This window comes from Lacipirellulaceae bacterium, assembly GCA_040218535.1.
GTDB lineage: Bacteria > Planctomycetota > Planctomycetia > Pirellulales > Lacipirellulaceae > Adhaeretor.
In genome coordinates this window covers 924,247-942,223 of the sequence record JAVJRG010000012.1, presented here as the reverse complement: position 1 = coordinate 942,223, position 17,977 = coordinate 924,247, and the positions used below count along the sequence as shown (strand labels likewise).

The window sequence follows — 17,977 nt, the reverse complement described above, 5'->3', positions numbered from 1 at the left end:
GGACCGCGCCTCGCCCGGTTGTCGCCCCTCGCACACTCCGGTAGCTTGTGGGATTCGTCATTTCGGCGAAGACACCATCGGGACGATGGTGGTTAACGTAACTGCCGCTCACTCATAAACAACGCCACCCCACAATGTCCGATCCCTACTTCCAGTCCCTTTTCGCCGACCGCATCGGCGGTGCCAGCTACGGCAAAGACACCGCTATTTACAAGTTCGAGAAGATCAAACGCGCCAAACGCAAAGTCCTGGCGGACTTTCCCGAACGGCAACTGCTCGACTTCGGGATCGGCGAGAATGACGAAATGGCCGACGAGAAGGTTCGCCTTGTGATGGCCGAGGAGATCAACAAGCCGGAGAATCGAGGCTACTCAGACAACGGCATTCCCGCCTTCAGGGAAGCCGTCGCGCGGATGATGCAGCGGACCTACGGCGTACAACTCGACCCGGCAACCGAAATCTGCCCGGCGATCGGCTCGAAGCCTGTCTACGCGATGCTACCAGGCGTGTTCATCAACCCCGGCGACATCACGCTAATGACCGTGCCGGGCTATCCCGTCGTGGGGACGCACACCAACTTTTACGGCGGCAGCGTTTACAAATTACCACTGCTGGCCGAGAACGATTTCCTCCCCGACCTCGACGGCATCCCTGGGGACGTGCTCGACAAAGCAAAGCTCCTCGTGCTCTGCTTCCCCAACAGCCCCACCGGCAAGACGGCCACCCGCGAGTTTTACGAGAAGGCGATTCAGTTTGCCAAAGACAACAACATTGTCATCGTGCAAGACGCCGCCCATGCGTTGCTTTCGTTTGACCAAGAACCAAACAGCTTCCTTGCCGTGCCGGGCGCGAAAGACGTCGGCGTCGAAGTTCACTCGATGAGCAAAGGCTACGACATGATCGGCTGGCGGATGGGCTGGGTCTGCGGCCATGAGCGGATCGTCAGCGCGTTTGGCTACGTGAAGGACAACAGCGACTCGGGCCAATTCATGGCGATCCAAAAAGCCGCGATCGCCGCTCTCGATGACGAGAGCATCCCGCAACGAATCCGCGCGAAGTATCGCCGTCGCATGGAAAAGCTCGTCGCTACACTCAAACGCTGCGGCTTCGAATGTGAAATGCCCGGCGGCACGTACTTTCTCTACACGCCGTCGCCGAAAGCCTTCGAAGGCCCGGGCGTCGAGTTCGCCAATGCGGAAGAGGCAAGCCAATTTCTCATCACCGAACAGTCCATTTGCACCGTCCCCTGGGACGACGCGGGGCCGTTCCTAAGATTCAGCGTCACCTACGTCGCGGAAGACGAAGCCGCCGAGGATGCGCTAATGGCAGAGACCGAAGCTCGACTGAAGAGTTTGCAGCCTGTTTTTTAGGGCAGATCTCGCACACTGCGAACGAAAGTTTGCTAGCTAAGCCTCGCGCGGGAACCCTTGCAAATAATTCTCCGCGCGAGCCAGACCCAACGTCGTCGTGCTCGCGGGCTAGTCAATGTTCAATTGCCATCTCTTTGCGAACCTCCGCTAGCCGTGCCATGTCCTCCTCCGCATGGCTTCTTCCGCAACCAACGACGCCGAGGTGGAGTGTGAGCGCGCGACTTTGGCAAAGTCGCTCGCGCCGGAGGAAGTGCGCGCCGGTGATTGGGTCGCCATCCTCTATGAAATCTGTGAGTTCCCTCTGCTCATCTGGGAATACGACGTCGCCCAAGCGGAGCGTGAAGAGTTGGTCCGCATCGCCATCACCCCGTACCGCGACTGCGAGCCGCTGGAAGTCAAAGCCGTTTGCTTGCCGTTCGTGTTGGTGAAGCCCCGCAAAGGAAAGCTGCGTCAGCTCGACATCCGGCGGAACCGGCTGGCACGGCTCGACCCGAGCTTTGCCGAGGTTTGGACGATAGAGAAGAAACGCCGCAAGAAAAAGTAGTCGCTAGATATCCCACGCAGAGGTGCGGAGGCCGCCGAGCTAGATCTCAAACAGAACCTTTGCGATCTCCGCGACTCTGCGTGGGACTTTCACTGTGAATTGCCACGCAAACCAAGATTCCCGTAGCGATGATACACGTGCGAGATCGACTGCTCGCGGAAATACCACAGCAACTCAACACGACCGTGCGAACTAACCGGCGTGTCCGCGATGTAGAGCAGGGCATCGGCGGCGGCTTTTCTCACATCCGTGGGAACGCGCGAAGGGTGGGCAAAACGCAGCCGCCCGACTCGTCGCTTAGACGTAGCCATCGCCAAATCTTCGTTGGACTCAGCGAGAAATTCTGGCTTGGGGGACCATATCGCGACCAGCTCTTTTAATTGGGAAACAGCCCCCATCGCCTCGCCTGAAAGGCTCGCGGGGACGCTCACCGTGATGTTCGAGCCGGCAATTCGCGCCGCCGCCACCCGAGCAAACACCTCCCAAGCTTGATCGTCCGGGTGGACACGCACACAGAGCCGCTTGACGGGCAAATAACGACGAATGTTATCTTCGCCCACAAGATGAAAATGGTCGTGCGTGCTCAAAAACTCTTCCTCGCCCCATCGTTCGTAACTAACGATAGCGCTAGTGAGCGTGGGATCGTCAAGGACCTCGCAGAAGGTTTGGAAGGTTGGCCAAGTTGGAGCTTCCCTGCGACTCGCACGATTCTGGAAACCTGCCTCGCAGTTATCTTGAAACTTCATCAAGGTCGCCACGTAGTTCGGCCCGCCCGCTTTGATGCCGGGACCGACGGCACTTTTGCCCATGCCGCCGAACGGTTGGCGAAGAACGATCGCACCGGTCGTCGGGCGGTTCACATAGAGGTTGCCCGACTTGACGCCTTTCTTCCAAATGTCGTGCTCGCGATGATCGAGGCTCTCTAAACCTGATGTCAGTCCGTATCCCGTCGCGTTCACCAATTCGATCGCTTCTCCCAGGCTCTTCACGCACATCACGCCCAGCACCGGGCCAAACAATTCCGTGCAGTGTGTGAAACTTCCAGGCGTGACGCCCCACTTCACACCGGGGGCAATCAGATTCGGATTCTCATCGACGTGCAGCCGCGGCATCACGGCCCAGGATTCGCCGTCTTCAAGGTCTTTCAGTCCCTGCTCAAGCTCGCCGCTGGGCGGGCGAATCAGCGGGCCGATCTTCGTTTCCAGTTTCCAAGCCGAGCCGACCTTCAAGCTCTCCACCGCATCGCACAAGGTCTCTCGAAAACTCGCGTCGTTGTAGACTTCTTCTTCGAGCAGCAGCAAGGAAGTCGCCGAACATTTCTGCCCGCCGTGACTGAACGCTGAGTGCAAGACGTTCTTGATCGCCAGATCGCGATCGGCCAGCGCTGTGACAATCGTGGCGTTCTTCCCACCAGTCTCGGCGTACAAGTTCATTGCAGGCTTCGCGGCCAGCATCCGCTCTGCAGTGTTCGTCCCCCCAGTAAGAATCACAGCATCGACCGCATCATGCGTCACAAGCTGGTGACCAACAGTACCGCCTCGTCCAGTGAGAAACTGCAAGGCTTCGCGCGGCACACCGGCGCGCCAAAAGCACTCACAGAGCCGATAGGCAATCATCGCCGTGTCGGAAGCGGGCTTGAGAATCGCCGTGTTCCCCGCCGCCAGCGCCGCGGCGATGCCACCACAAGGAATCGCCAGTGGGAAATTCCAGGGCGAAACCACCGCCACGACTCCTTTACTCGTGACCTGCACTCCTTCTAACTCGTGAAAGGCCGCTGCCGATTGACCATAGTAACGGCAGAAATCGATCGCCTCGGAGACTTCCGGGTCGCTTTCGGCGAGCGTCTTCCCTCCTTCAGCGAGCATGGCCCCCATGAGATCGCCACGGTTGCGAACAATTTCATCGGCGACTCGGTCGAGCAACTCCGTTCGCTCCGCCACGGGCAGGTCACGCCAGTTCGTTGGATCGGCGACGGCACATCGCACCGCGTCTTCGACATCTTCGCTTGTCCCTTCACGATACTTGGCGACGACAATTCCTGGGCGAGAGGGATCAGTGGATTCACCAACTTCGCGATCAGCAAAGATTTCCTTCCCAGCGATCACCAAGGGCACATCGGCAGCGTGGTCACTATGCTGTGGCTCCCAACGCTCAATGATTTGCTGAGCCCACTCGCCATTCTGAGGAAGCGACCAATCCGTGTCGGGTTCATTAGCGAACGGCTGCCGCGGGCTAACAGCCTGCCGGTGTGCGCTCTCTATGTTCCGATCTTGTACCTTATTCGGAGCGCTCGAAAGCGACTCAATGCGCCGAAAGGCCGCCAAAAAGCCTTCTTCTAACTTCTCCCACTCCGCATCCCCAACTTCCAAGCTAAACGCGTGACGCAAGAAGTTCTCCTCGCCCGTGTTCTCATCAAGCCGACGCACGAGGTACCCGATCGCATTGATGAAATCTTCCTGCTTGCACGCCGGTGCGTAAAGCAGCATGTTCTGGGAGAGGGCAAACAACGCCCGTCGCTGATGGTTGGCCATCCCTTCGAGCATCTCAAATTGCACGCGATCAAGAGCGCTGGCCTCGAATGCCAGCACCAGACCGTAAGCCAGTGAGAACAAATTGTGCGAAGCAATGCCCAACTGCACCGCCGCGATATTCTCCGGCTGCATCCCGTAGCGAAGCATCCGCAGATAGTTGGCATCGGTGTCGGTTTTGTCTGTGAACGTCGCGATCGGCCAGCCGTAGAGGCTCGCTTCAACGCGTTCCATCTCCATGTTGGCACCCTTTACGAGGCGAACCGTCACCGGCGACTTCCCCGCCGTCACCCGTGCTCTTGCCCACTCGGTAATCGTTTGCTGCGTCTCGAAGGAGTCAGGCAGATACGCTTGCAAGGCTATTCCGGCGCGGACTTGCTCCATCCCAGGCCGGTCGAGCGTTCGCATGAAAACCTCGGCAGTGATGTGCTTGTCGCGGTATTCCTCCATGTCGAGGTAGACGAACTTGGTCACCTCGCTGCCATCAGACCGCTTGAACCGATGTTTCGCTGCTGCCCGATACAACAGTTCCAAGCGATCACAGAGCACGTTGACGGTGTGTTCACGCGCAATGGGAGAAATCTGCGAGTAGATCGTCGAGATCTTCACCGAAATCACTTCGATCTCGGGTCGTGCGAGTGCCGCCAGATACATTTGCAAACGTCGCTGGGCTTCCCTCTCCCCAAGCAACGCCTCGCCCAAGACATTGACGTTCATCCGTAAGCCTTCGCGACGGCGTTCCTCGAGATGCTTCTTGAGAAGCTCTTCCTCAGCAGGCAGCACAACGTTGGCCGTCTCGTGCTGCATCTTCTCCTTCACCAAAGGCATGGCAACGCCAGGCAGGTAACCGCCGAATGCCTGAAAGCCCTTGAGCATTGCCTTATCGAACAGACCAAAAAACCGCGGTACGCCTTGCACATCCAATATGTGCACCAGTTGATCTGCCGCACGACGTGTCGAGTGCGAGCGAAACGCCTGATCAGTCATCTGCATCAGCGTCGCCTTGTCCTCCGGCGAGGTGATCATCGCATCCAATTCCGCCTGCTGCTGCTTTTCCGCGGGCGTCTGTAGTTGCGAAGCGCGGCGTTGCAACTCTCGCGCTAGATAGACCGCTTGCTGGGCGAGAGGGTCAACCTCTGAATCATTTGAATTGAAGTCCGCGAAGAGCTCGTTGATTTGGCTCTGAACCTGTTTGGCTACTTCGTCGGGTAGCTTAGAAGGCATGGCATCCTCGCTTGGTATTCGACCTGGCGACCGAATTATACCCTGGCGAGAATCTCTTGAAGGACCGTTTCGTCAGATGGCAGGTCTGTCTGCAGAACCGAACGGAGAGGAATCGGCACCTCATCCATACGGTACGCAGTGCCAGCGTGATGGATGCCGTAGACCCCCGTTGTGAATTTCACGGCAGGCACGAATGGACATTCCTGCCCTGGATAGTCGAGAACGATCGTCGGAATGGTTCTCAGGTATGCCTGAGCTTCTTCGGTGAGTTTCGATACTCCTTCGCTACCCACCAAAACCACCGCATCGACTTCGTGTCTTTCAAGGAGATTCCCCGCCGTGTATTCCCCAGGGTTATAGCGAGGATACCCGCGAGCCATACTCACACTAAACGGAAAGCCGGTCTGCCAACAAAGGACGCTATCAGCACCCGAAACGTCGCCCGGTATCCGCATCCTCCGCGCGATAAATCGTGTGTGTGCGTTCTCGTCGGTTACCAGTTGTAACAGTGCCTCGATCGTCGCGTGAGGGACACTCTCGCGCGTGATGCCGAGCCCGAAGAAAACCGCGCCGTAGTTGCTCTTTCGCAAAAGTTCTGCAAATTGCTCGACTTGCGCGATTGGGACTCCCCCGACTGATGTCGGAGTCTCGCCCCCACTGCGTTTTGTGTCTTGAGGTCCTCCGACTCCGAGCGGCTTGCCTTGCGTCAGCATCCGCAGCGCCCAAATGAGTTCAAAGTCGCCCCCCGGTTCGACTTGGATAAACACGTCGGCCCGCTCAGCCGTTTCCGTCTTGACCGTGTCAACGACGACCAACGTCCGACCTTTTCGCCCACCAGGAACGAACTGACCGGGCGAATCGACAATTCGCTCCAGGTGACGCGGATGACTTTCCAGGGGGTTGCTCCCCCAGTAGATCACCAAGTCACTACGGTTGCGCACTTCGCCAAGCGTCGAGGTACTCTCGCCCACGCGTTGCACTGCCATGATCGAGGGGGCGTGACAGGTGGAAGCGGTCGTATCGACCACCGCCCCCAGTTTGTCCGCTAAACGTACCGCGGCTCGTTGCCCAGGCGTGCTACTTCTCGACATCCCGTAGACGAGCGGTGCACAGCTCGCCTTGAGAATCTCGGCAGCACGCTGATAGCCGTCAGTGAGCGTGGTCGACTGCCCTCCGATTTCTACAGCTTCCGCCTCTGAAACCAGTTCCAAGAAAGCGGGTTCGCCAAGCTCGCAAAGCCGCTCGTGCGAAACGATTCGACCGTCGTCAACTTCGACGGTAATGTCATCACAGACGCAACCACAGACGGTGCAAGCAACATCGTGGTGGGTTTGCGACACGGGGCTTAGACTTATTTACCACAGAGGACACAGAGGTTCACAGAGATTAGGGATTCGCTGTTTCTCCTCAGATAGGCTTTCCCGAGATTATACCAGCAATCAGAATAGGGATCGACGGGCCAGAATTTGAGACTAAGACATGACGAAACAAGACACCCCCCACCCCAACGCAGACGTCCGCATGCGAGGCTTTCGCGAGCGCTCGACCGTCGAGCAGGCTCTCGCATGGCTCGATTCGCAGATTCCTTCGCGAGAGAATTTGCCTGGAGAACAGATCCAACTTGCTCACAGCCACAATCGCGTCCTCTCCCAGTCCGTCGTCAGTCGCATCGATGTTCCCCAGTTCCGCCGGGCGATGATGGATGGCTACGCACTTCATGCAGCAGACACACATGGGGCGACTGCCTACAATCGACTGCCGTTAGAAATCCTCGGAGACTGCTTCCCCGGCGAACCTTTCGAGGGAAAAGTCGCTCGCGGCCAAGCCGCTCGCATCATGACAGGGGCCCCGTTGCCAGCGGGTGCCGATGCCGTACTTCCCGCCGAAAAGAGTGAAACAGATTCCGACAAGCTGTTCGCCCTCAGCGACGTTGCCGCAGGCAAACACGTTGGCAACGTCGGCGAAGACATCCAAGCCGGAACAGAAGTCCTGCCGGCTGGAAGAATCCTGAGGCCGCAAGACTTGGGCGTACTCTCTTCCATCGGTCGCGGTGAAGTTTCCGTGATCAAGAAACCTCGCGTACGTATCGTCATCACCGGCAACGAATTACTTCCTTCGGGATCAGAACCGCAAGGCGCAAAGATCACCGACGCGAATGGACCCATGCTTGCTGCACTTGTTGAGCGCGACGGCGGAACCGTGCAGAACCCTGACATCGTCCCCGACGATCGAGACGCGGTTCTCGCCGCGTTGAAATCAGACGCCGAAGTGATTCTCGTTTCAGGCGGATCGAGTGTCGGGCAAGAGGACCATGCCCCAACGCTGCTGGCCGAACATGGCACCCTAGGCATCCACGGCATCGCCATGCGTCCCAGCAGCCCAACGGGGATGGGGAAGCTCGGCGACCGGCTCGTGTTCTTACTTCCCGGTAACCCGGTGTCGTGTCTCTGCGCGTACGACTTTTTCGCAGGTCGAGCGATTCGTCAACTGGGAGGCCTCTTGGCGGATTGGCCCTATGCTTCGTCCACAGGCCAACTTGCGAGAAAGCTGGTCTCCGCCATAGGTCGAGTCGACTACGCCCGCGTGAACTTTGATACAGAATCTGGCCTTGTAGAACCCATCGCCATCAGCGGCGCGTCGGTTCTCAGCAGCACGACTAAAGCTGACGGATTCGTGGTGATTCCAGCCGATAGTGAAGGGTACGGTGAAGGGAGCGAGGTTGAGGTTTTCTTATACGATTAGAAAAGATTCGGCTAAGTCCCGAAGGGACGGAAGCCCATAGCCCGGGGCGTGAGCCCCGGGGAAACGAACAACAAAACAAACGTTAAGCCCCGAAGGGGCGACAGTTACCCAAAGCGCAGAGCCGGAGTCATGCTCTCACCCCTTTGGGGCTGATTCAAAATTATCGAAGGCTCCAGGGGCTCACGCCCCAGGCTACGGGCTTTCACCGCTCTGCGGTTTCAATATGAAACAAGAACAATTCCTAAACGTCCTCGACCGCGACGAAGCCGAGCGCCGGTTCCGTTCTGCACTTAATCTAGCACCGTTAGGAAACGAGATTGTTTCGCTATCCGCAGCACTAGGCCGAGTCCTCGCCGAAGACATCGTCGCGACCGTCGATGTCCCCTCCTTCGATCGCTCCAACTACGACGGCTACGCAATCCGGGCCACGGATACGATTGGAGCCGATGAGCAGACACCCCGAACGCTCAAGCTTCTTAAGGAGATCGTTTCCACCGGTGTTCAGCCTCAAGGCGAAATTGTATCCGGTGAAGCAATGGCAATTGCCACGGGAGGCATGATCCCTCGCGGTGCCGATGCCGTCATGATGATCGAACACGCCGAGGCGAAGGACGATCAACTTGCCGTCCGTCGGGCAGTTGCCCCAGCGTTTGGAATCACCTTTGCCGGAACGGATATTGCCGCCGGGGAAACGATCCTCCGCAGTGGAACCGTACTCACCAGTCGCGAGACGGGAGTTCTAGCGGCGATCGGCAAAACCGACGTTCCGGTATTTCAACGACCCAAGGTCGCGATCATTTCCACCGGCGACGAGATTATCGTCCCCGGCGAGCCAATGCAGCCCGCGTTGGTCTATGACTCGAACGCCCAAATCCTCGCCGACGCCATCCGCGAACTGGGCGGTTCGCCACTGAACCTTGGAATCGTAAAAGACGACATCGATGAGTTACGAGAGAAACTAAAACTCGCCCTGCAAGTAGCCGACGTCGTTCTCCTTTCCGGCGGCACAAGCAAAGGGCAGGGCGACTTGTGTTATCGCGTGGTCGCCGAGCTCAACAACAAGCCATGGCAAGGGCCCGGAATCGTCGCCCACGGCGTTGCCCTCAAGCCAGGCAAGCCGATTTGCCTAGCGAGTGAAGCAGGTAAACCAGTGGTCATCCTTCCCGGTTTCCCGACCTCCGCTGTGTTCACGTTTCACGAGTTCGTTGCCCCTGTGATCAGCCTGCTCGGCGGTCGTTCACCAGCAGACGAAGGAACTCTCGAAGCCACAATGGCTGTGAAAGTGAATTCCGAGATTGGCCGCACGGAGTATTTGCTCGTCGGGCTTGTCGACAGCGACGAGGCTGTGAAGGCCTACCCGATGGGAAAAGGCTCTGGCTCCGTCACCACGTTTAGTCAGGCCGACGGCTTCGTCACGATTGATCGCCACACGGAAATCGTCGACGCCGGCAGCTCGGCCTCGGTCCAATTGATCGGCGCACGCACGCAACCGGCAGACCTTGTCGTGATTGGTAGCCACTGCGTAGGGCTCGATTTCCTTTTGTCAAAGCTCAGTCGAAGTGGGCTCAACGTAAAATTCTTTGCCGTTGGAAGTACCGCAGGACTCGAAGCCGCCCGGCGAGGCGAATGCGACATCGCTGGGATTCATTTGCTCGACGAGAAAACTGACACTTACAATCACCCATTTCTCGATGAGACGCTCGCACTCCTCCCAGGCTATGGCCGCAGTCAAGGAATTGTCTTTCGCCAAGAGGACCGTCGCTTTGCCGAGAAGTCACTCGCAGGCGTCCTCTCCGAAACGATTCCCAGCGAAGGCGTTCGCATGATCAATCGCAATCGAGGCAGTGGCACGCGGATCCTGATCGATCAGTTACTTGCGCCGCAACCCCCAGCTGGCGCTGGGGGCTATGGGAGAGAGAATGAGCAAACCTCAACTAGCCCCGAGCGCAAGCTCGTGGGTTCCAAGCTTCAGCCCCAAGGACACAGCGTCCAAGCCAAAAGCCACAACGCCGTGGTCGCCGCCGTCGCGCAAAGCCGCGCCGATTGGGGAGTGGCAATTCGATCCGTCGCTGAATCAGCAGGACTCGTCTTCTTGCCGCTCAGAGACGAGCAATTTGATTTCGTCATCCCCAAGAGCAGACTCGACCGACCAGCAGTCGTCGCTTTCAAAGAGTTACTAGAGAGCCCCGAGATTCGAAATCAACTGACTACGAAGGGCTTCAACTTAGCCGCAGATGAACGCGGATAAAAACCTAAGCAGCGTGACGGACTAACACTTCGCCACGCCCCAGCGCGACCAAGTCGCCGTGGTAGAGATCGTAATCTGCTGCGAGCAATTCATCAGGAATCGCGAATCCTAGCTCACGGATTTCACGCAACAGCAAGCTCACAACCTGCGGCTGAGCTGTGCAGGCGTACTTGAAACTGGGAAGCATCTTTGGCGGGTTTTCCCCCAGCAAAGCAATCGTCCCGCGACGCATCCCCGCGCCGTGACGGATGCCGCTTTCGCCGAGGACGATCACCGTCCCCGCGATCATGTTGAATCCAATCACGTCGCCCGCATTGCCGCCAATCGCAATTGTGCCGCGTCGCATGGTGAGGCCAACCTCGTTGCCGGCATTCCCATCCACAAGGATCGTCCCGCCAGTCATTCCTTTCGTCGAGCCTCGATAAGCCGCCCCGACTAAATGCCCCGCGTTCCCATGCACGTGGATCAGCCCGGCTTTCATCTCCGCACCAACCCATCCACCCGCGTCGCCATAAACATGAATCGTCCCGCCGGTCATCTCACTACCAATGTGGCGACCGCCGTTGCCGTGGATGTTGATCTCGCCCGAGTCCATGTGGGCACCGATCCAGTGCACCCCAGAAAGATCGCCGTAGAAGTCGAACTGCTTATCCGACGCGTCCCCCTCAACCTCAAAAAAGTCGCTCAGCGGCAACTTCTTGTTGCCGTGATAAATCTCAAACGCCTTGATCTGGTCGAGTGACTTCTCCGCCGCCCAAGACGGCGTGAAGTTTTCGATCTCAACAGGAACGGTCGTTTCGCCGGTGTAAGTAAGTTTCAGTGCCATGGAATGGAATCCAGAATAAAAATTACGAGACAAGGAATATCATAATCACCTGAAACTGATGCGTTAAGGGATTCAACGCAAAGGCGCAAAGGACGCAAAGAAATGCAGAGAGAGAACGCTAATCCCCGCTAATCGACGCCTACTAAAATTAGTGTAGATTAGTGTTCCCAAAGTTTCTTTGCGATTCTTCGCGTCCTCCGCGCCTTTGCGTCAAATCACAACGGTTTCGAAATGAATAACCAAGGCGCAATCGTCCTCTGCGGCGGCAAATCCACCCGCATGGGCACCCCGAAGGCGCTCCTCCCGTTCGGTGAGGAAGTGATGCTCCAGCGCGTCGTGCGTCTCGTCGGCGAAGTCGTGCCACCAAAGAACATTGTCGTGGTTGCCGCCGTCGGGCAAGAGCTGCCTGGGTTACCAAACGAAGTGACGATCACGCACGATGAGAACCCCGAGCGTGGGCCGCTGGAAGGGCTGGCCGCGGGGTTGCGTTGTTTCGACTCGGGACGGCTAAGCGACAAGTCGCAGGTCGGATCCGTCTACGCCACTAGTTGTGACGTTCCCTTATTGGTGCCCGCATTTGTCGAGCGGATATTCTCGCTACTCGGCGATCACGACATTGCCGTGCCCAAGGAAGAAGCGGGAAGCAAACACTATCACCACCCGCTGGCGGCTGTCTACCGCACCAGTGTGCTGTCGAAGGTCGAAGCACTCCTGGCCGCCGACCGCCTGCGGCCTTTCTTTCTCTTTGAAGAATGCGACACACGAGAAATACCCGTTAAGCAATTACGCGAAGTCGATCCAGAATTGCGGTCGTTGATGAACTGTAATACGCCAGAGGATTATGAGGTGGCCTTGAGCCTCATGACACTCTAGAATCGGGTTTCCGATCAACCGAGACGTAATGCCATTTCACTAGGCGTTAGAATCTCAATCGCCGGATGCAAACGTCGCAACTCGACAGCCTCCGGCAGCCTCATATCGTTCAAAGCCAACAAGTCTTTATCTCGACTCACCAGTAAGCGAGCTTTGGTGGCAATTGCCAAGTCGATGTAGGGCTCATCCTTGGGATCGCGAGGGTAGTCGAAAACGTGCGGAACTTCAGAAACCAACTTAGCCACTTCGACGACATCTTCGATAAACTGCTCGGTCTTCTCTTCCGTTAAGTGAAAACGTGCTACCAGTTTGGGACGACTGGCAACGCTTCGCAACTCGTCCAAAAGATAAGCGGATACGACAAGATGGATCTCGCCAGACAATGCTCCGCGAACACAACGTGCCGCCGGTCCTTGAGAAGAGATCAATGCCTGCAATAGAACATTGCAATCGAAAATGGTCGGGGAATTCAACTACTCACCCCGTCGCATCGCATGCTTCTCTTCTTCCAGCAGGTCACTCAACTCATCCTCAGTCATCCCCGAGGCATCAAACGCCTTGCGAATGGGCCGCAGCACCTCATCGAGTTCGGCCATCGCTGCTTGAGAAAGTGACGAGCGAATCGCCGAAACAGCCACATCCTCGGGCGTACTGCCCATTGTGGCAGCTCGCCGAGAAACGAGATCGGCAACATCATCGGGGAGGGTGACTTGCATGCTCATGGCTGAATTATACCTTACACACAAGTTTGGACCAATCGAAATTCACCGCCCCGGCACCACCTCCGACTCGTGCAAATAGCTCGCATCCACCGGATAGTTCCGCCAGCGGATCGAATAGAACTCCTCGAACCACTCCTGGATATCTGCCTCGACGCCCGTGTCGTATTCGGGCTCGATGTGTAGCGTCTTGCCTTGAATTGGGTGGCGGATGTCACCCTGGTCAACGATGATTTGACCATCCTTAATCACCAGCCGTGGTAGTTCGAACATCGTCTCCTTGTTCTCGTGCGGCGTGTAGACCGTGATGTCCGCGTCGGCGCCGGGGGCGAGGTGGCCTTTGTTCTTCAGGCCCAAGATTCGTGCTGGGCCTGCGCGGGTGATGATAGCGATTTCGTTGAGCGTGTACTCGCGCTCGATATCGCCGAGGGTGCAGCGGTCCTTCACCCGCGGGTGGCAAGTCTTAATGACGTCCTTACGGTACTGGCGGTCCATCAGGTAACGGATGATCTGCGGATAAGCCAGGAACGAACCGCCGTTGGGGTGGTCGGTGCTCATCACTACCCGCCAAGGGTCTTCGACTTGCAGGTACCACTCGAGCCCGATCGCCCACTGCAGCGCGTGCACGAGGCTCTTATTCTTGTACTTGATCGGCGTGATGCCGCAGCCAGCTTCCATCTCCGTATCGCCGCTGAACCACTTGCCTCCGTAGACATTTGAAAGAAAGTAACCCAGCGGTCCGTCGCCGGTCATGCTCGTGGTTTCACCGAACAGCACTTGGCCCACGTCGACGGTGATGTTGTCGTGCGTGTTTACGTAGTCGGCAAGCTGCGTGACCTTCGAGTTGAACGTGTCCTCGTCCCCATCGCCACCGCCGTAGCTGTGGAACTGGATGTGTGTGAGGTGCCCCTTGTGGCCGTTGAGGGCCTTCATCGTTTCGAGCGTTGTCTCCCAGTTGCCGGGCATCCCCAGATTGTTGCAGTGAATATGCACGGGGTGCGGCAGGCCCAGTTCATTGGCGGCTTGCGTTACCTGGCTGACGATCTGCCGCGGCGTTACGCGGAAGTGATCGACCTCCGAATCAAGCCCATGCACGTTGCCGGCCTGCTTGTGCTTCCAAACCTCGACGCCGCCCGGGTTGACCAACTTAGGAGCAAACCCCTTGGCGGAGCGTAGCAACCACGCAATGAACGCCTTCAGCTTCTGCGGCTCGTTCTGCTGGATGGAACGCATCACATAATGATTGTTCCCCATCAACACGTAGAAGCCCTTATCAAGGCACGGCGTGTCGTCGAATTCCTCATGGGCATGACGAGCACCCAACGGCGGAATTGCCGCGTCGAAGGCTGTTGTGTAGCCAAGCCCCGCGTACTTGTAACCAGTGGCAAACGTACTAGGGACGCTCCCCATCGTGCCGCTATGCGTGATGGCGGTCCGCTCGATGACTTCCGCCTTGCGTTTTTCTTCGGGCCGCATCTTCCGGGCGACATTCACCTTCGGCCCGGCAATGTGGCAATGCATATCAATACCGCCGGGCATAACGACCAAGCCATGTGCATCAATGGTGCGGCTCGGCTTAACGCTCGGGTCCTCCGGCGGGTTGACGATCTTCCCGCCCGAAATCCAAATATCGCGCACCGCGCCGTCGATGTCGTTAGCCGGATCGTGAATCGTCCCGCCGGCGATTTTGATGTAATCAGACATGTTTGTAGTTCCGCCTTTAGGCGGGTTCTGGCTGCAAGAATGTATTGAGCGTAAGGCCGCCTAAAGGCGGAACTACGAACTTTACCGCGAGGCAATAATCGCCTGCACACGCTTCTCAATCTGCGAGAGCACTTCAAAATCGCTCGGATGAGGGGAGTCACAGGAAGGACGCAGCGGAATGGGCACGTCGTCCATCCGATAAACCGTTCCGCCGGTGTTGATCCCGTAGGTCGCCACGCTGAATGCCACTTTAGCGGCCCGTGTGGTTGGCGTGATTTTCGTGTCGAGAGCGATGTAAGGAATTGACGCCAAATGCTCGCGGGCCGGCTGTGAGAAGTTCGCCATCGGGTCGCACGCGATCATCATTCCGCAGTCCGCTTCGCGGTTGGCGAGCGTATCGCTGGTGGTGTATTCGCCCGGATTGAAGCGGGGATAGCCGCGGGAGTGGTTCACGCCGAAGGGATAGCCGGTCCGCCAACTCACGACGTTGTCGGCCCCCGTCACATTACCGTGGCCACGATTCGGCTTCGCGACGAAACGTGTGTAGGCGTTCATGTCGCGTGTCAAAGCCAGCAAAGCTTCACTGTTGCAATGCTTACCACGTGTCATGGTCAAACCCATACCGAAGAAAATCACGCCGAACTTGCAGGCTTTCATCCGATCCATCAAATCCTGAAACACGGCCAGTTCAACGCCGGTCTCTTCGAGGACGAGGGCCGGGTCGAGCTCGATGTTCTGTGCCAAAGCACGCAATGTCCACAGGGCTTCAAAGTCCTTCCGCGGTTTGATCTGGAGGAAAATATCTGCCGTGTTCGCGCTCTTCGTTTTCCGAACGTCAACGATCACACAGGTGCGATCTTTGCGACCATTGGGGACGAACATTCCCTTTGGCATCAGACTGTACTTCGTGAAATGCCGCGGGTGGCTCTCGGCGGGGTTGGAGCCCCAAAAAATGATCATGTCGCCGCGATTCGCAACTTCTCCCAACGAACACGTCACTTCGCCAACACCCTGAAAAGCCATGCCGCTGGGGCCGTGGCAAACACTCGTGGTGGTGTCGATGGTGCCATCAATCCAATCGGCGATGCCCACGGCTTTGCGTTGCGCTTCGCACGGCGCATCGCTCAGCCCATAGATGATCGGGTAATCGCCATCGGTGAGGATCTTCGCAGCCAGATCGTAACCCTCTTCCACCGTTGCCGGCTGACCATCGATCAAGCACGAAGGGCGATCCTCAACTTCGTGGTTCAAAAACCAAGCTTTGCCAAGCACACAGGCACGTTTGGCTTTGGTGATATGGTTGTTCTCGACCGTCAGTTCGATGTCGTCGCAAACGCAGCCACAAAACGTGCAGGTGGCGTCTTCGACGATCTTGAGTTCGGTTTCTTGAGAGGGTGCTTCGGGATTAGTAGTGACCATGGGAGTTTGAGAAGAAAGTTCCACGTCTCGCCCGAAATCGTTGGGCGACGGGAGCCAAAGTGCTCCGGTAGCTACGCATCCATTGTAATCGGTCTCTGTAGCTTGTGACAGCAGAGAAAACACAAGGCAGCCGCGACCTAACAGGTCGCCGTAGTATCGCTCAAAGGTCCCGGCGACCTGTTAGGTCGCGGCTGTCTTCGACTCTCCACGTTCTCAGAGACGCTTGCCATGAAGTCGAACGCTAGCGATGATAGGCTTTCCCGAAATCCTCAAGAAACATCCTTCTGCCATGCAAATCGGCCCAACCGAGATACTGGATACCTTTGCCGAAGCGTTCCGCATGCGGTACACGCGGCTCATCATTACTGCTGCCGACGATTACTGGCTGGACGCCGCCTTGGCTGAAATCGGCGGCTACGCTTCCAGTGTGATCGCCTGCGATGCAGAGGTGGGCGTCGATCAACGGATTCCAGCCGAGCAGTCCCCCGATGGGCGGCCGGCAGCCTCAATTCTCGTATTTGGATTTTCCACCGATGCGCTCGCCAAGTCGGTCCCCAATCGTGTCGGCCAATGCGTGATGACCTGCCCCACAACGGCCGTCTTCAACGGTCTTGAGGGCGTGAAGGACGATGAGGGCAAAGAGGAGACGATCCCTCTGGGAAAACACATTCGATTCTTTGGCGATGGATTTCAGAAAAGCAAAGTCTTCGCGGGTCGTCGTTACTGGCGGATCCCCGTGATGGATGGCGAATTCCTTGTCGAAGAAAAACTCGGCGTCGGCAAAGGGGTCGCAGGCGGAAATATCATCCTCCAAGGTATCGACCAAACCACGGCACTTGCCGCGGCTCGGAGAGCCAGCGAAGCGATCAAAGACATGCCCGGCGTGATCGCCCCATTCCCCGGTGGTGTAGTCCGTAGCGGAAGCAAGGTCGGTTCCCAATACAAAACGCTCGTCGCCAGCACGAACGATGCCTTCTGCCCCACGCTCCGCGGACGCGTGGAAACGGAACTCGTCGAAGGCGTGAACGCCAGCTACGAGATCGTCGTCAACGGCGTCGATGAAGAGGCTGTCGCAGGCGCGATGAAGGTTCTCCTCAACAAAGCCGCCGGCGAAGGCATCCTCGCCATCGGCGCAGGAAACTACGGCGGCAAGCTTGGGAAGTTTCATTTCAAGCTGCACGAGTTACTGCAATGAGAGATGACATGGGCAATCAAGCTGCCTATATGATCGTGGTAGCTATAGTTGCTGTATCCGCAGTAATCGCATACTTAAACCTTTGAGGCTTACTGCGCCCATTGCTTTGCAAACATCCTTCATACATTCACACAAATCCGTTCGACAGGTTCATCCATCTCGTAAGGAAAGCTGACAGCCGATAGCTGACAGCTGACAGCTTCAATGCCCGAAACCTTCATCCTCATTCCCGGCAGAACCAGCGACCAAGGCTGCGGCATTAGCGAGGGGAAATTCCTCGAAAAGTACCAGCGCGAGATCAACACGCTGCAGGTGAATCCCGAGGACATGGGCCGTTTGGGGATCTCCAAAGGAGATCGCGTCCGGCTGACCAGCGAGTGGAACACAATCGAGGCTGAGGTCGAACCTTCCAAAGGGGACGAACTCCCGGCAGGGCTCCTTTTTATCGCCTACGGCAACCTCTCCAGCCTCCTCATGGGTGGCGACACCCACGGCAGCGGCATGCCGACGAGCAAGGGGATTGATGTGGAGCTAGAGGTTTTAAAATGACCAATGACCAAGTCCAAATGACCAAATATCCATTCT

The 17,977-nt window shown here is 57.3% G+C and carries 14 protein-coding genes; 7 read left to right on the top strand and 7 right to left on the bottom strand.

The genetic code is table 11. The annotated features are described in order from the left end of the window. Nucleotides 1–134 precede the first annotated feature (134 nt). Entirely contained in the window at nucleotides 135–1,370 is a 1,236-nt protein-coding gene (locus RIB44_17895) for an LL-diaminopimelate aminotransferase (protein MEQ8618448.1), read from the top strand. Between the two features lie 172 nt (nucleotides 1,371–1,542). Next, the gene (locus tag RIB44_17890) at nucleotides 1,543–1,914 is read left to right on the top strand and encodes a hypothetical protein (GenBank protein ID MEQ8618447.1); all 372 of its coding nucleotides are present in this window, start codon (nucleotides 1,543–1,545) and stop codon (nucleotides 1,912–1,914) included. Nucleotides 1,915–2,003: 89 nt separating this feature from the next. On the opposite strand, the gene RIB44_17885 is transcribed toward RIB44_17890, so the two are convergent. Beyond that, on the bottom strand, nucleotides 2,004–5,666 hold the full coding sequence (locus tag RIB44_17885) for a proline dehydrogenase family protein (protein MEQ8618446.1): 3,663 nt from the start codon (nucleotides 5,664–5,666) through the stop codon (nucleotides 2,004–2,006). Nucleotides 5,667–5,701: 35 nt separating this feature from the next. Beyond that, the gene (locus RIB44_17880) at nucleotides 5,702–7,006 is read right to left on the bottom strand and encodes a formylmethanofuran dehydrogenase subunit B (GenBank protein ID MEQ8618445.1); all 1,305 of its coding nucleotides are present in this window, start codon (nucleotides 7,004–7,006) and stop codon (nucleotides 5,702–5,704) included. A gap of 139 nt (nucleotides 7,007–7,145) precedes the next feature. On the opposite strand from RIB44_17880, the gene RIB44_17875 reads away from it, so the two are divergent. Together RIB44_17875 and RIB44_17870 are read left to right on the top strand one after the other, a co-directional pair. Then, complete coding sequence (locus tag RIB44_17875) at nucleotides 7,146–8,408, top strand: molybdopterin molybdotransferase MoeA (GenBank protein MEQ8618444.1); 1,263 nt, start codon at nucleotides 7,146–7,148, stop codon at nucleotides 8,406–8,408. A 223-nt stretch (nucleotides 8,409–8,631) separates the two neighbouring features. After that, nucleotides 8,632–10,656, top strand: a complete 2,025-nt coding sequence (locus RIB44_17870) for a molybdopterin biosynthesis protein (protein MEQ8618443.1) — start codon at nucleotides 8,632–8,634, stop codon at nucleotides 10,654–10,656. 4 nt (nucleotides 10,657–10,660) lie between these two features. Here RIB44_17870 and RIB44_17865 read toward each other — a convergent pair whose 3' ends face one another. Continuing rightward, nucleotides 10,661–11,482, bottom strand: coding sequence for a formylmethanofuran dehydrogenase subunit C (locus RIB44_17865; GenBank protein MEQ8618442.1), 822 nt, complete (start codon nucleotides 11,480–11,482; stop codon nucleotides 10,661–10,663). A 231-nt stretch (nucleotides 11,483–11,713) separates the two neighbouring features. Here RIB44_17865 and RIB44_17860 point away from each other — a divergent pair, with 231 nt between their 5' ends. Then, entirely contained in the window at nucleotides 11,714–12,355 is a 642-nt protein-coding gene (locus RIB44_17860; GenBank protein MEQ8618441.1) for a molybdenum cofactor guanylyltransferase, read from the top strand. A 14-nt stretch (nucleotides 12,356–12,369) separates the two neighbouring features. On the opposite strand, the gene RIB44_17855 is transcribed toward RIB44_17860, so the two are convergent. From RIB44_17855 to RIB44_17840, 4 genes are all read right to left on the bottom strand, one after another. Then, a complete protein-coding gene (locus RIB44_17855; GenBank protein ID MEQ8618440.1) occupies nucleotides 12,370–12,828 on the bottom strand; it encodes a putative toxin-antitoxin system toxin component, PIN family in 459 nt (152 codons plus the stop codon). Beyond that, on the bottom strand, nucleotides 12,829–13,077 hold the full coding sequence (locus tag RIB44_17850) for a hypothetical protein (GenBank protein MEQ8618439.1): 249 nt from the start codon (nucleotides 13,075–13,077) through the stop codon (nucleotides 12,829–12,831). Between the two features lie 42 nt (nucleotides 13,078–13,119). Beyond that, the gene (locus RIB44_17845; GenBank protein ID MEQ8618438.1) at nucleotides 13,120–14,778 is read right to left on the bottom strand and encodes a formylmethanofuran dehydrogenase subunit A; all 1,659 of its coding nucleotides are present in this window, start codon (nucleotides 14,776–14,778) and stop codon (nucleotides 13,120–13,122) included. A gap of 81 nt (nucleotides 14,779–14,859) precedes the next feature. Continuing rightward, on the bottom strand, nucleotides 14,860–16,197 hold the full coding sequence (locus RIB44_17840; GenBank protein ID MEQ8618437.1) for a formylmethanofuran dehydrogenase subunit B: 1,338 nt from the start codon (nucleotides 16,195–16,197) through the stop codon (nucleotides 14,860–14,862). A gap of 289 nt (nucleotides 16,198–16,486) precedes the next feature. Between RIB44_17840 and fhcD the strand changes: the two genes are divergently transcribed. Together fhcD and RIB44_17830 are read left to right on the top strand one after the other, a co-directional pair. Next, on the top strand, nucleotides 16,487–17,392 hold the full coding sequence (fhcD, locus tag RIB44_17835; protein ID MEQ8618436.1) for a formylmethanofuran--tetrahydromethanopterin N-formyltransferase: 906 nt from the start codon (nucleotides 16,487–16,489) through the stop codon (nucleotides 17,390–17,392). Nucleotides 17,393–17,596: 204 nt separating this feature from the next. Beyond that, complete coding sequence (locus RIB44_17830) at nucleotides 17,597–17,941, top strand: molybdopterin dinucleotide binding domain-containing protein (protein MEQ8618435.1); 345 nt, start codon at nucleotides 17,597–17,599, stop codon at nucleotides 17,939–17,941. The last annotated feature ends 36 nt before the right edge of the window (nucleotides 17,942–17,977 follow it).

Coding starts and splice junctions, on each gene's coding strand:
- RIB44_17845 (MEQ8618438.1), bottom strand. CDS start 14,778: ATGTCTGATTACATCAAAATCGCCGGCGGGACGATTCACGATCCGGCT.
- fhcD (MEQ8618436.1), top strand. CDS start 16,487: ATGCAAATCGGCCCAACCGAGATACTGGATACCTTTGCCGAAGCGTTC.
- RIB44_17870 (MEQ8618443.1), top strand. CDS start 8,632: ATGAAACAAGAACAATTCCTAAACGTCCTCGACCGCGACGAAGCCGAG.
- RIB44_17875 (MEQ8618444.1), top strand. CDS start 7,146: ATGACGAAACAAGACACCCCCCACCCCAACGCAGACGTCCGCATGCGA.
- RIB44_17895 (MEQ8618448.1), top strand. CDS start 135: ATGTCCGATCCCTACTTCCAGTCCCTTTTCGCCGACCGCATCGGCGGT.
- RIB44_17840 (MEQ8618437.1), bottom strand. CDS start 16,197: ATGGTCACTACTAATCCCGAAGCACCCTCTCAAGAAACCGAACTCAAG.
- RIB44_17860 (MEQ8618441.1), top strand. CDS start 11,714: ATGAATAACCAAGGCGCAATCGTCCTCTGCGGCGGCAAATCCACCCGC.
- RIB44_17890 (MEQ8618447.1), top strand. CDS start 1,543: ATGGCTTCTTCCGCAACCAACGACGCCGAGGTGGAGTGTGAGCGCGCG.
- RIB44_17865 (MEQ8618442.1), bottom strand. CDS start 11,482: ATGGCACTGAAACTTACTTACACCGGCGAAACGACCGTTCCTGTTGAG.
- RIB44_17830 (MEQ8618435.1), top strand. CDS start 17,597: ATGCCCGAAACCTTCATCCTCATTCCCGGCAGAACCAGCGACCAAGGC.
- RIB44_17885 (MEQ8618446.1), bottom strand. CDS start 5,666: ATGCCTTCTAAGCTACCCGACGAAGTAGCCAAACAGGTTCAGAGCCAA.
- RIB44_17850 (MEQ8618439.1), bottom strand. CDS start 13,077: ATGAGCATGCAAGTCACCCTCCCCGATGATGTTGCCGATCTCGTTTCT.